The sequence below is a fragment of the Nocardioides bruguierae genome, assembly GCF_023656415.1.
In the GTDB taxonomy this organism is placed as follows: Bacteria; Actinomycetota; Actinomycetes; order Propionibacteriales; family Nocardioidaceae; genus Nocardioides; species Nocardioides bruguierae.
Genome location: NZ_JAMOIL010000001.1, coordinates 111,668 through 124,683, shown reverse-complemented (window position 1 = coordinate 124,683; position 13,016 = coordinate 111,668). Strand labels below are relative to the sequence as shown.

Sequence of the window (13,016 nt, the reverse complement as noted above, 5' to 3'; positions counted from 1 at the left end):
CGGGAGGGGACGGGACGCGCCCGTGGGCGGGGCAGGTGCCGGGTGCGAGGGGCGCAGGCGTGAGAATGACGCCCATGGCAGCACGCAGCACCACCACCCCGCCGCCCGAGGACGACTTCGAGGAGCACATCCTCGACATCGACGTCGGCGACGAGATGCGCAGCTCCTTCCTGGAGTACGCCTACTCGGTCATCTACTCCCGGGCCCTCCCGGACGCGCGCGACGGCCTCAAGCCGGTGCAGCGCCGCATCCTCTACACGATGCACGACAACCGGCTCCTGCCGGACCGCGGGCACGTGAAGTCCGCCCGCGTCGTCGGCGACGTCATGGGCCGCCTGCACCCGCACGGCGACGGCGCGATCTACGACGCCCTGGTGCGCATGGCGCAGCCCTGGGTGATGCGGCTGCCCTACGTCGACGGCCACGGCAACTTCGGCTCGCCCGACGACTCTCCCGCGGCGATGCGTTACACCGAGTGCCGGATGGCCTCGCCGGCCGTGGCGATGACCGCCTCCATCGACGAGGACACCGTCGACTTCCGCCCCAACTACGACTCCCGCGAGCTCGAGCCGGCGGTGCTGCCCGCCGCCATCCCGAACCTCCTGGTCAACGGCTCGGCCGGCATCGCGGTCGGCATGGCCACCAACTGCGCGCCGCACAACCTCGTCGAGGTCGTGCAGGCCCTGCGCCACCTCATCACCAACCCGGGCGCGAGCCTGGACGACCTGATGCGGTTCGTGCCGGGCCCGGACCTGCCGACGGGCGGCAAGATCGTCGGTCTCGACGGCATCCGCGACGCCTACGAGTCCGGCCGCGGCTCCTTCAAGATGCGTGCCACCACCCGCGTCGAGCAGGTCGGACGCCGCAAGGCGATCGTCATCACCGAGCTGCCCTACGGCGTGGGCACCGAGAAGCTGTTCGAGCGGATCAAGACGCTCGTGCAGAACAAGAAGCTCCAGGGCATCGCCGACCTCAAGGACCTCACCGACCGCGCCAACGGCCTGCGGCTGGTCATCGAGATCAAGAACGGCTTCGTGCCCGAGGCCGTGCTCGAGCAGCTCTTCCGCTCCACCCCGCTGGAGGACTCGTTCGGCATCAACGCCGTGGCCCTCGTCGACGGTCAGCCCCGCACGCTGGGGCTCAAGGAGATGCTGGAGGTCTTCCTCGAGCACCGCTACGAGGTCGTCCGCCGCCGCTCGGCGTTCCGCCGCGGCAAGAAGGCCGACCGGCTGCACCTGGTCGAGGGCCTGCTCGTGGCCCTGCTGGACATCGACGAGGTCATCGCGGTCATCCGCTCCAGCGACGACACCGGCGCCGCCCGCCAGCGCCTGATGACGGTCTTCGACCTCTCCCAGCTCCAGGCCGACTACATCCTCGAGATGCAGCTGCGCCGGCTGACCCGCTTCTCCCGCCTGGAGCTGGAGAAGGAGTCCGAGGAGCTGCGCCGCGAGATCGAGGAGCTCGACGCGATCCTCAACGACGCCGGCCTGCTGCGCTCGGTCGTCTCCGACGAGCTCGCCGACGTGGCCGAAGAGCACGGCACGCCGCGCCGCACGGTGCTGCTGGAGTCCGCCGGCGCCCCCGCCAAGGCCAGCGCCACCCCGCTGGAGATCGCCGACGACCCGTGCGTGGCCTACCTGTCCTCCGCCGGGCTCGTGGCACGCAGCACCGCGGGCGACCTGCCCGGTCGCGGCGACGGCCGCGCCGGCCACGACGTCGTCGTCTCGGCGGTGCGCACGACCGCCCGCGCGGACGTCGGCGTGGTCACCGACGCCGGTCGTCTGGTGCGGCTCTCGGTGCTGGACCTGCCGACGCTGCCGCCGTCCGCGAACGACCCGAACCTCCAGGGCGGGATGCCGCTGGAGCAGCTGCTCGTGCTGGAGAAGAACGAGAAGGCGCTCGCGCTCGTCCCGATCACCGAGGAGGGCCCCGGCCTCGCGCTCGGCACCCGCCACGGCGTGGTGAAGCGGGTCAAGCCCGAGGTGCCCAAGCGCGGCGACGAGTGGGAGGTCGTGACCCTGGACGGCAAGGACCGCGTGGTCGGCGTCGTGCAGCTCACCACCGGCTCCGAGGAGCTGTGCTTCGTCACCTCCGACGCCCAGCTGCTGCACTTCTCCGCCGACGCGGTGCGCCCCCAGGGGCGGGCCGGCGGCGGCGTGGCGGGCGTGAAGCTGGCGGCCGGCCAGCAGGTCGTCTCGTTCGGCGCCTTCGACCCGGACGCCGGCGAGGGTGCCGTCGTGGTCACGATCGCCGGCTCCGGGGACTCCCTGCCCGGCACGGGCTCGGGCACCGTCAAGGTCTCCTCGTTCGGGGAGTACCCCGCCAAGGGGCGCGCCACCGGCGGCGTCCGGTGCCACCGCTTCCTCAAGGGCGAGGACCGGCTCCAGCTCGCCTGGGTCGGCCCCGGCCCGGCGCGCGCCGCGGCCGACTCCGGCGCCCCGGTGGAGCTGCCCGCCCCCACGGGCCGGCGCGACGGCTCCGGCGTGCCGCTGGCGCAGACCGTGGTCGCGGTCGCCTCCCGGGTCGCCGACGCGCTGAGGCTGCCCGGCACGGCCGAGGAGCAGGACGGCGACCAGGACGGCGCTGCCGACGCCGGCGACACCGAGGGCTGAGGCCGCCCCGTCGGGCGCGGGTGTGGTGGGATGACGCCCATGGCCCCCCACCACACCCGCCCCGCCCGCGCGGCGGCGTCCCGGGCGTCCGCGCTGGCGCTCACCGGGGCCTGCCTGCTCGCGGCCGTGGGGTGCAGCAGCGCCGAGAGCGAGGAGCTCTCGCCCCGTGAGGCCGTCGACGCGGCCGCCGACACGCTCACCGCCACCGCCGGCGTCCGGGTCGCGATCAGCACCGACGCCCCGCCCTCGGGGGTCTCCGCCCTGGTCGGCGCGGAGGGGACGCTCACGGCCGCGCCGGCCTTCGACGGGTCCATCACGATCACCTACGCGGGCCTGGAGCCCCAGGTGCCGGTGGTGGCCGTCGACGACACCGTCTACGCCCAGCTGCCGCTGACCACCGGCTGGACGGCCATCGACCCCGCCGACTACGGCGCGCCCGACCCCTCCCTCCTGCTCGACGCGGACGCCGGCGTGCCGGCCCTCCTGCGGGCCACGACCGACCTGGCCGCCGGCAGCAGCCAGCGCGGCGGTACCGACAACAGCGAGGTGCTCACCCCCTACACGGGCACGGTGGCCGGCGAGGCCGTCGGCGCCGTGGTCGGCAGCGGGGGCGCGCCCGAGGGCGACGTGGACGTCACCTACCTGATCACCGAGGACGGCGAGCTGCGCTCGGCCGAGGTGACCGGTGAGTTCTACGGCGCGGCGGCCACCACCTACGTCCTCGATCTCGACTCCTACGGTGAGGCGCCCGAGATCACCGCGCCGCAGTGAGCGCGGCCCAGCCCGGCCCCGTGGGCGTGCCGCGCAAGCCGGTCTCGCGGGGCACCCTGGCGCTGGCGACCGTGGCGGTGGGCTTCACCGCCGCCGACACCTACGTGGTGGTGCTCGCGCTGGTCGACATGATGCAGGGGGTCGGGCTCTCCCCCGACCAGCTGCAGCGGGCCGCGCCCATCATCTCCGGGTTCCTGCTGGGCTACGTGGCGATCCTGCCCCTGATCGGGCGCCTGGCCGACATGCGCGGCCGGCTCCCGGTGCTCTCCGCCTGCCTCATCGGGTTCGCGCTGGGCTCGCTGGTCACGGGGCTGGCACCCGACATGCCGACTCTGGTCACCGGACGGTTCCTCCAGGGCGTCGGCGCCGGCGGCCTCGTGCCGGCGACCCTGGCGCTGGTGGCCGACCGGTACCCGCCCGAGCGACGCGGTCTCCCGCTCGGCCTGGTCTCCGGCGCGCAGGAGACGGGCGCGCTGCTGGGGCCGCTCCTGGGCGCCGCCGTCCTCGCCGTGGCGGACTGGCGGGTCATCTTCGCGCTCAACCTGGTCGTCGGCCTGGGCCTGGCGGTGCTGCTGCGCTGGTCGGCCGGCCCGGTGCGCGACCGACGCCGGCCCGACCGGCTCTCCGCGGTGCTGCTGGTGTTGCTGACCGCCGGCGTGGTGGTCCTCTGGTACCCACCCGGCCCCCTGTACTCCGACCTCACGGTGGGGCTGCTGTGGGTGCCGCTGGTGCCCGGTGGCGGGGACTGGGTGACACCGCTGGGCCTGGTCGTGCTCGCGCTGGCGGTGGGGCTGGTGGTGCGGCTGCGCACCGCCGCGGACCCGCTGCTCGACGTGCGCGGCTGGGCTGCCTCGCTGCGGCAGGCGGACGTCTCGGGCGCGCTGCTGCTGGCAGCCGCGCTGGGCGCCGTCGTCCTGGCGTTCTCGACCACCGACCCGAAGCTCGAGGCCATGTCGGCGCGGGGCTGGTGGTTCCTCGCGCTCGGCGCCGCCGCGCTGGCCGGGCTGGTCTTCCACCTGCGCCGCTCCCCCGCGCCCCTCGTGCCGCGGGGTGCCCTGCGCCACCGGGCCGCCTGGGGGTCGCTGGTGGTCAGCCTGCTCATCGGCGGCGCGCTCATCGCGGCGCTGGTCGACGTCCCGATCTTCGCCCGCACGACGATCTACCCCGACTCCCAGCTGGGCGCCGCCCTGGTGCTGGTGCGGTTCCTGGTGACGGTGCCGGTCGGCGCCGTGGTGGGTGGTTGGCTGGTGCACCGCCTGGCGCCCGGGCCGGTCGCCGCGACCGGCATGGTGCTCGCCGCCCTGTCGTTCGTGGCGATGGCCCGCTGGGACGCCGGTGCCCTGGAGTCCTGGGCGTCCACGGCCGCGCTGCTGGTCGGCGGGCTGGGCTTCGGCCTCGCCGTCGCCCCGGTGACGGCGGCCGTGCTGGACGCCACGCCCGCCGCCGTCCACGGGCTGGCGGCGTCGTTGGCCGTCGTCGCGCGGAGCGTCGGCATGCTGCTGGGCGCCTCGGGCCTGACCACGCTCGGGCTGCGCCGCTACTACGCGCTCCAGGCGGACCTGCCGGACCCGGCGACCGTGTGCGCGGACGGCACGGCCCGCTGCGACGCGTGGACCGACCTGCTGCGCGAGGCGGCGCTGAGCCAGGAGCGCACCGTCTTCGCCGGTGCCGCGGTGCTGGCGCTGCTGGCCGCCGTGGGGGCGCTGGTGCTCCTGCGCGGCACCCGGGCGCCGGCGGGCTCCGTGCTGGTCGGCTCCACCCCGGGTGGGGATTCCCACCCCTCGGCCTCACCCACTGATGGTCGCTGATTCCACTAACGTCGGGCCCGTGAGTGAAACGAGCACCCCACAGGGCTTCGACGACATCCTCGAGGCCAACCGCGACTACGCCTCCACCTTCACCTCCGGGGGCTTCGACGGCATCGCCAAGGCCGGCATCGGCATAGTGACCTGCATGGACAGCCGCATCGAGCCGCTGAAGATGCTGGGCCTCGAGCTCGGCGACGCCAAGATCTTCCGCAACCCCGGCGCCCGCATGTCCGACAACGCCCTCGAGGCGCTCGTGCTCGGCGTGCACCTGCTCAACGTCAAGCGGATCATGATCGTGCCCCACACCCGCTGCGCCGTGGGCACCAACTCCGAGGAGCTCATCCGCGAGAAGGTCAGCGAGTCCGCCGGCGTCGACGTCACCTGGCACCCGTTCAACGTGGTGACCGACCAGGTGAAGTCGCTCGGGATGGACGTGCACCGCGTGCGCAGCCACCCGCTCATCCCGGAGACCGTGCAGGTCGGCGGCTTCATGTACGACGTCGACACGGGCCTGCTCGACCAGAAGTTCTGATCGGCCCGCCTGCCTGACCGGCGGGCGTCAGCAGGCGCTGCGCGGCACGCCTGCCACGTCCACCGGGAGCCTGCCCTCCGCGCGCAGGCTCCCGGTGAGGACGTCCGCCAGCGCCGTCATGGCCGCCGGGGTGTCGCCGAAGGTGGCGATCCGCACCGGGGCTGCGGTGCGGCCGAGCACGTACGGGACGTCGGTGGCCACGACCACCCCGCGGTCGGGCTGCGGCCCGGGCACCACGCCGTCGCTGCCCACGAGGTGCACCGGCGTGCCGCCCACGACCGTGCGCGGCGGCGTGCGGCGCCACTGCTGGAGCCGGCGGCGGTCCCGCTTCCTGTTGCCCGTCCGCTCGGGCCGGGGCTCGCGCACCTGACGAATCCTCCCCAGAGCCAGCCCCGCCTCCTGCGCGGCGGCCTCGAACCGGCGGACGTCGCTGCTGCTGCCGAGCGGCACGACCCGGCCGGTGACCAGGGCGCCCCGGCACTTCCCCGCCACCACCGTGATGGCGGCCCGGCTGAGGTCGCGCACCGCCTGGCGAGCGCCGACCGTGCCCTCTGCCGCCCCCGCCTCGCCGGCCTGACGCCGTGACCAGCGCAGGGTGGCGATCATCCGGGCGGCCGCCTGCTCGAGCCGACCGCGGCTGAGGGTCCCCTGCCGCACGGCCCGCACGAGGGTGTCGTGGGCGACCTCGGCGTCGGGCGGCATGAGGACGACGTCGCCGCCGGCGCGCAGGAACGCCACGGCGGGCGGGCCCTGGACGCCGGCGACCCCGGCCATGTCGAGGGCGTCCGAGACGACGAGCCCCTCGAAGCCCAGCCGCTGCCGCAGGAGCCCGGTGATCACCGGGCGCGACACCGAGGCCGGGGTGCCGGGGTCGACCGCCTGCAGCGCGATGTGACCCACCATGATCGCGGGCAGGCCCGCGTCGATCGCGTCGGTGAACGGCAGGAGGTCGGTCTCGCGCAGGGCGCGCAGCCTCGCGCGCTGGACCGGCAGCCCGACGTGGCTGTCGGTGCTCAGTCCACCGTGTCCCGGGAAGTGCTTGAGGGTGGGCAGGACGCCGGCGTCCAGGAGGCCCTGGGCGGCGGCGCGCGCCTGCCGGGAGGCCGGTGCCGGGTCCCCGGCGGCGGCCCGGGAGCGGATGATCGCGTCGCTGGTGCCGGAGGTGACGTCGGCGACCGGGGCGAGGTCCACGGTGAAGCCGAGCCCGGCCAGCTCGGAGCCGATCCCCTGCCAGGCGGTGCGGGTGAGCGCGACGTCGTGGGCGGCCCCGGTGGTCATGAAGGACGGCAGCGGGGTGACGTCCTGCGTGACCCGGGTGACGGTGCCGCCCTCCTGGTCGACCCCGAGGAACAGCGGCCAGTCGACCTGCGCCTGCCGCTGGAGGACGCGCAGCTGGGTGCTCAGCACCCGGTCGCCGGCGGCGCTGTCCTCGATGTTGTCGTCGAAGGCGACCACCCCGCCCAGGTGCAGGCGGTTGAGGTAGCGCACGGGGGCCTGCGTGCCGCTGGGCCAGCGGGCGACCACCACCTGGCCGGCCAGCTCGTCGACGCTGAGCCGCCGCGCGTCCCGGGCAGCGGCATCGAGCTGGGCGCGGCTCGGGCCCCACCCGGTCGCCAGCCCCAGGCGCTCCGAGGGCGTCGGACGAGGCGTCTCCGCCTCCTGCGTGCGGCTGCTCCCCGATCGATCGGCCGGGCCGGCGTCCTCGGAACCCGTGCAGGCAGCCGTCGTCACCAGCAGCGCGGCTGCGACCAGCGCGAGGAGGCTGCGCGGTGTGGGTCTGGCCATGGCCGGACCATCATGCCCGGCGACGACCGCCGACCCAGCCGCCGAGTCGGCAGCAACTTTCATTGGCCTTCGGGGAAGTTTGTTGCGACACGGCGGGGGGCAGGGGGCGGGTGGCGCGCCCCCCCCCCCCCCCCCCCGCGCCGCAACAACTTTCCTGGGCCCTTCGTGAAAGTTGCTGCCGACTCGGCGGGGCTCAGGCGTCGATGGCCTCGACGTCCACGTCGTAGGCGCCCTGGACGATGAACTCCTTGCGGGGAGCCACCTCCGAGCCCATGAGCAGCTCGAAGACGTCGGAGGCGATCTCCGCGTCGTCGACGGTGATGCGGCGCAGGGTGCGGCGGCGAGGGTCCATCGTGGTCTCGGCCAGCTGGTCGGCGTCCATCTCGCCCAGACCCTTGTACCGCTGCACCGGGTCCTTCCAGTTGACGTTCTTCTTGCGCAGCTCGGCGAGCTTTCGCTGCAGCTCGGCGTCGGAGTAGGTGTAGATGTACTTGTCCATGCCCTTCTTCGGGTTGGACACCTCGATCCGGTGCAGCGGCGGCACGGCGGAGTAGACGCGGCCCTCGGCGATCAGGTCCGGCATGTACTTGAAGAACAGCGTCGCCAGCAGGCAGCGGATGTGCGCGCCGTCGGAGTCCGCGTCGGCCATGAAGATGATCCGGCCGTAGCGGGCGGCGTCGAGCTCGAAGGTACGGCCCGAGCCGGCGCCGACGACCTGGATGATCGAGGCGCACTCGGCGTTCTTCAGCATGTCGCCGACCGACGCCTTCTGGACGTTCAGGATCTTGCCGCGGATCGGCAGCAGCGCCTGGAACTCGGAGTTGCGGGCCAGCTTCGCGGTGCCCAGCGCCGAGTCACCCTCGACGATGAACAGCTCGGTGCGCTCGTTGTCGCCCGACCGGCAGTCGGCCAGCTTGGAGGGCAGGGCCGAGGACTCCAGCGCGTTCTTGCGGCGCTGGTTCTCACGGTGCTGACGGGCGGCCATCCGGGTCTTGGCCGCGCTGGCGACCTTCTCCATCACCAGCTTGGCGGCGGCCTTCTCCTCGCGCTTGGAGGAGGTCAGGAACGCCTTGAGCTCGGAGGCGACGACCTTGCGCACGATCGAGCGTGCTGCCGGCGTCCCCAGGATCTCCTTGGTCTGGCCCTCGAACTGCGGCTCCGCGAGGCGGACGGTGACGACGGCGGTGAGGCCCTCGAGCACGTCGTCCTTGGAGACGTCGTCGTCGTTGACCTTGAGCACCTTGGCGTTGCGCATCGCGTCGTTGAAGGTGCGCACCAGCGCGCCCTCGAAGCCGGTGACGTGGGTGCCGCCCTTGGGCGTGGCGATCACGTTCACGAAGGAGCGCAGGGCGGTGTCGTAGCCGGTGCCCCAGCGGGCGGCGATGTCGACGACCAGGTCGCGGTCGACGTCGGAGGAGATCATCTGGCCGGACGCGTCCAGGACCGGGACGGTCTCGGTGAAGGAGTCCTCGCCCTGGAGGCGCAGGATCGGCGTGACCTGCTCGTCGTGGGCGAGGAAGTCGGCGAACTCGGTGATGCCGCCGTCGTGCTGGAACTCCTCGACCACGGCGTTCTCGCCGGAGGCGGTGGGCCGCAGGTCGGTCAGGGAGATGGCGAGACCGGGCACGATGAAGGAGGTCTGGCGGGCGCGACCGACCAGGTCCTCCCAGACGAAGCCGGCGTCCTTGGTGAAGATCTGCCGGTCGGCCCAGAAGCGGATGCGCGTGCCGGACCTGCCCTTGGCGACGCGGGAGCCCTTGCGGGTCAGGCCGGACTGCGGCTCGAAGCCGGCCTCCGGCTCGGCACCGTCGAAGACGCCGGGGACGCCGCGGCGGAAGCTCATGCCCTGGACGGCGGGGCTGCGCTCGACGTCGATGTCCATCCGGCTCGAGAGCGCGTTGACGACCGACAGACCGACGCCGTGCAGACCACCGGTGGCGTTGTAGGAGCCGCCGCCGAACTTGCCGCCGGCGTGCAGCTTGGTGGCGACTACCTCGACACCGGGCAGGCCGGTGCGGGGCTCCTTGTCGGTGGGGATGCCGCGACCGTTGTCGTGGACCTCGACGGACCCGTCGACGTGCAGCGTCACCTCGACGCGCGTGGCGTGCCCGGCCAGGGCCTCGTCCACGCCGTTGTCGATGATCTCCCAGACGCAGTGCATGAGGCCGCGGGTGTCGGTCGAGCCGATGTACATGCCCGGGCGCTTGCGCACGGCCTCGAGACCCTCGAGGACCAGCAGGTGCGCTGCGTTGTAGGTGTTGTCGGCGATCGTCGGCCTCCTGCGTCGTGCCACCGCCCCGGTCGGGGCGGTGCGAAACCCTGGTACGGACGGGTGGGTTCGATCCCATCCGCTCGGGGAACAGGTTACGAACCTACGTACGACACGCCGGTTCGGGGTGGAGGCTCGCCCTTCGTCCTCGGTCTAGCGTGATCGACGAGCACCCGAGGATCACGAACGGGACACAGTTGCGAGGACGAGACCCTCGTCACCTCCCCAAGTGGCTCCTGGGGGTTCAGACTGGGTGGACGGACGGAACGCTCCCTGCGGAGGCTGCCGGTCGTCCGGGACGACGAAGTCCGGACGGGAATTGTCAGACCTGGCACGATGGTTGAGGCGAGACCCGTCAAGACGCACCACCGGGTGCCGATCATGAGGTCGGGCACGGCGACGGAGAACACGGGAACACCCGCGACTCCCCGGACGTTGTGCACCACACCGAGCGACCAAGAAACGAGGCCGATTGTGACCACTGCAGTTGCCCCCAGCCCCTCGCTGACCGCTGCCGACCGCTGCGACCGGTGCGGCGCGCAGGCCTACCTCCGCGTCGAGCTCCAGAGCGGCGGTGAGCTGCTCTTCTGCGCCCACCACGCCCGCGAGCACGGCGACAAGATCAAGGCCATGGCGGCCACGGTCCAGGACGAGACCCACAAGCTCACCGGCGAGCCCGCTCCCTCCGACGAGGCCTGAGCCCGCAGGTACCGACACACCACACGAGGCCCCCGGACCGCACGGTCCCGGGGCCTCGTGTCGTTCCCGGGGTCGGACCGGACGGTGGGGATAGCCTGACGCCGTGCCCAGCTCCCCCGACGAACGCAACGAGGCCCTCCAGCGCCTCACCTCCGCCGGTGCCGGCCCGGAGGAGAAGCGACCTCGGGACCCCGTCCTGGCCGACGTCCGCACCTGGTTGGTGGCCGGCGTCGCGCTGCTGGGCCTGCGCTGGTTGATGGCCGGCTCGTTCGACTCCGCGACGGAGGCCGGCGCCGATCTCTCCGTCGCGGCCGTGGTCCTGGGCCTCCTGCACGTCGCCGGCTGGTTCTGCGTCGTCGTCTCCGCCGCCGGCGTCGGCGTGCGGCTCGCACTGCGCACGAGCTCGCACGAACGGTCCGGCTCGCTCGACTAGCCCGACTCGACGTCACGCCTGTCAGCGGTCCGCATGCCGGGTGGGGCCCAGCCGCCGCGCCGCCGCCAGGTTGGATGGGCGGGTGGCCGTCCTCCTCGCTCTCGCCAGCGCCTTCGCCTACGGGCTCTCCGACTTCATCGGCGGGCGGGCCGCCACCCGCACCACCCCGTGGGCGGTCGCGTTCGTCGGGCAACTGACGGCCGCCGTCCTCATCGGGGTGCTGTCGCTGGTGCGCGGCGGCGCACCCGACGGGGTCGACCTGCTGTGGGCCGTGGTGGCGGGTACGGGCGGCGGGCTCGGCGCGGTGTTCCTCTACCGCGGCCTGTCCACCGGCCGGATGGGAGTGGTCGCCCCCGTCTCCGGCGTCGGCGCCGCCGTGCTCCCGGTCGTGGTCGGCCTCAGCCTCGGTGAGCGCCCGGGCGTGCTGGTCGGGCTCGGCATCGTCGCGGCGCTGCCCGGGATCTGGCTGGTCGCCCGCGAGCCGTCGGAGGGCGGGGGCGGCGCCACCGCCGGTCCCCTGCGCGACGGCCTCCTGGCCGGGGCCGGCTTCGGCATCCTGTTCGTCGGCCTCGCCCAGGTCCCGGACGAGGCGGGGCTGCTGCCCGTCGCCCTCAACCACCTCGTGGCGGCCCTGATCACGGTCGTCGCCGCGGTCGTCGTGCACGCCCACTGGCTGCCGGGACGCCGCGAGTCGCGCGGCACCCTGGCCGCGGCTGCGGCCGGTGTCCTGGCCGCCGGTGCCACCACCGCCTTCCTGCTCGCCTCCCAGGGCGGCTACCTCACGGTCGTCGCAGTCATCGCCTCGCTCTACCCGGCCTTCACCGTGGCGCTCGCGGCCCTGGTCCTGCGCGAGCGGGTGCACCGGGCCCAGGGGGCCGGGCTGGTGCTCTGCGCCGTCGCGGTGGGGATGGTCGCGGCGGGATGACCGCCTCCTGCGGCCGCGCCGGGGTTGTAGTCTGACGCTCCTCCGTAGGAAGGTCAGCCCGTGTCGCCGACCATGCACGACGTCGCCCGCCTCGCGGGCGTCTCCATCAAGACCGTGTCGAACGTGGTCAACGACTACCCGCACATCCGCGAGTCCACGCGCGAGCGGGTGCGTGCTGCCATCGCCGAGCTCGACTACGTGCCGAACAAGGCTGCGCGCAACCTGCGCTCGGGGCGCTCCGGTGCGATCAGCCTGGTCATGCCCGACCTGCGCAACCCCTACTTCGCCGAGCTCGCCGACGACGTCATGCGGGCTGCGGCCGAGCACGGCCTCACGGTGCTGATCGAGCAGCTGACCGGCGAGCGCGAGCAGGAGCTGCAGACGCTGCACGGACTGCGGCAGCGCGCGGCGGACGGGGTCATCTACAGCGTCCTCAACCTCGACCTCGAGGACGCCGACCAGATCGACGTCCCAGTCCCCCTCGTCCTGCTCGGCGACCGGATCTTCCACGGCCCGGCCGACCACGTGACCATCCAGAACGCCGAGGGTGCCAAGGCGGCGACCGAGCACCTGCTCGAGCGCGGTCGGCGGCGCCTGCTCGCCCTGGGTGCGCACGAGGGCGAGGTCCTCGGCTCGGCGGGTCTGCGGCTGCACGGCTATCGGGAGGCCCTGGAGGCAGCCGGCGTGCCCTTCGACCCGGACCTGGTGACCCACGTCGGCCGCTGGCACCGTGTCGACGGGGCCGAGGCGATGCGAGAGGTGGTGGCCAGGGGCGTCACGTTCGACGGGGTCGTCGCCTTCAACGACTCCCTCGCGCTCGGCGCGATGCGCGTCCTGCTCGACGCCGGCCTGCGGGTCCCGGAGGACGTGGCGATCATCGGCTTCGACGACGTGGACGAGACCCGGTACAGCCAGCCCACCCTCTCCACCATCGACCCCGGCCGCGCCGAGATCGCGCGCCGGGCGGTGGAGGTGCTCGTCGAACGCATGAACGGGCTCGCCAGCCCTCCGCGCGAGATCGCTGCACCGTTCTCGGTGGTGGCACGCGAGTCGACCGCCACCGGCTGACCGACCGCAGGCGGTCCGGCCACGCCGCCGACGACGGCTGTCGAACACCGACCTCGCCCTTGACAGTGGCGCCGGTCACATCCAAAATCTGCTTTACAACGTTTACCTACAACG

General features: G+C 73.5%; 10 protein-coding genes. 8 read left to right on the top strand and 2 right to left on the bottom strand.

Annotated elements, in window-relative coordinates; all coding sequences use genetic code 11:
* The first annotated feature begins 74 nt into the window (after positions 1 to 74).
* From M8330_RS00645 to M8330_RS00630, 4 genes are read left to right on the top strand one after another with little or no spacing between them, the layout of a single operon-like run.
* A complete protein-coding gene (locus M8330_RS00645) occupies positions 75 to 2,612 on the top strand; it encodes a DNA gyrase/topoisomerase IV subunit A (RefSeq protein ID WP_250825765.1) in 2,538 nt (845 codons plus the stop codon).
* Positions 2,613 to 2,651: 39 nt separating this feature from the next.
* Complete coding sequence (locus M8330_RS00640; RefSeq protein ID WP_250825764.1) at positions 2,652 to 3,383, top strand: LppX_LprAFG lipoprotein; 732 nt, start codon at positions 2,652 to 2,654, stop codon at positions 3,381 to 3,383.
* Positions 3,380 to 5,191, top strand: a complete 1,812-nt coding sequence (locus tag M8330_RS00635; RefSeq protein ID WP_250825763.1) for an MFS transporter — start codon at positions 3,380 to 3,382, stop codon at positions 5,189 to 5,191. Before M8330_RS00640 ends, M8330_RS00635 begins: the two co-directional genes overlap by 4 nt.
* A gap of 19 nt (positions 5,192 to 5,210) precedes the next feature.
* Positions 5,211 to 5,723, top strand: coding sequence for a beta-class carbonic anhydrase (locus M8330_RS00630; protein ID WP_250051843.1), 513 nt, complete (start codon positions 5,211 to 5,213; stop codon positions 5,721 to 5,723).
* Positions 5,724 to 5,750: 27 nt separating this feature from the next.
* Here the strand turns inward: M8330_RS00630 and M8330_RS00625 are convergent, their stop codons facing one another.
* A complete protein-coding gene (locus M8330_RS00625) occupies positions 5,751 to 7,508 on the bottom strand; it encodes a glycoside hydrolase family 3 protein (RefSeq protein ID WP_250825762.1) in 1,758 nt (585 codons plus the stop codon).
* Positions 7,509 to 7,701: 193 nt separating this feature from the next.
* Complete coding sequence (locus M8330_RS00620) at positions 7,702 to 9,801, bottom strand: DNA gyrase/topoisomerase IV subunit B (RefSeq protein ID WP_250825761.1); 2,100 nt, start codon at positions 9,799 to 9,801, stop codon at positions 7,702 to 7,704.
* A 450-nt stretch (positions 9,802 to 10,251) separates the two neighbouring features.
* On the opposite strand from M8330_RS00620, the gene M8330_RS00615 reads away from it, so the two are divergent.
* The 4 genes from M8330_RS00615 to M8330_RS00600 all read left to right on the top strand — a co-directional run bounded on the left by M8330_RS00615 (position 10,252) and on the right by M8330_RS00600 (position 12,902).
* Entirely contained in the window at positions 10,252 to 10,476 is a 225-nt protein-coding gene (locus M8330_RS00615; protein WP_250051837.1) for a DUF7455 domain-containing protein, read from the top strand.
* A gap of 103 nt (positions 10,477 to 10,579) precedes the next feature.
* Positions 10,580 to 10,909, top strand: a complete 330-nt coding sequence (locus tag M8330_RS00610) for a hypothetical protein (RefSeq protein ID WP_250825760.1) — start codon at positions 10,580 to 10,582, stop codon at positions 10,907 to 10,909.
* An 82-nt stretch (positions 10,910 to 10,991) separates the two neighbouring features.
* Positions 10,992 to 11,834: an EamA family transporter gene (locus tag M8330_RS00605; protein WP_250825759.1), complete on the top strand. Its 843-nt coding sequence runs from the start codon at positions 10,992 to 10,994 to the stop codon at positions 11,832 to 11,834.
* A gap of 60 nt (positions 11,835 to 11,894) precedes the next feature.
* Positions 11,895 to 12,902, top strand: a complete 1,008-nt coding sequence (locus M8330_RS00600; RefSeq protein WP_250825758.1) for a LacI family DNA-binding transcriptional regulator — start codon at positions 11,895 to 11,897, stop codon at positions 12,900 to 12,902.
* Positions 12,903 to 13,016 lie beyond the last annotated feature (114 nt).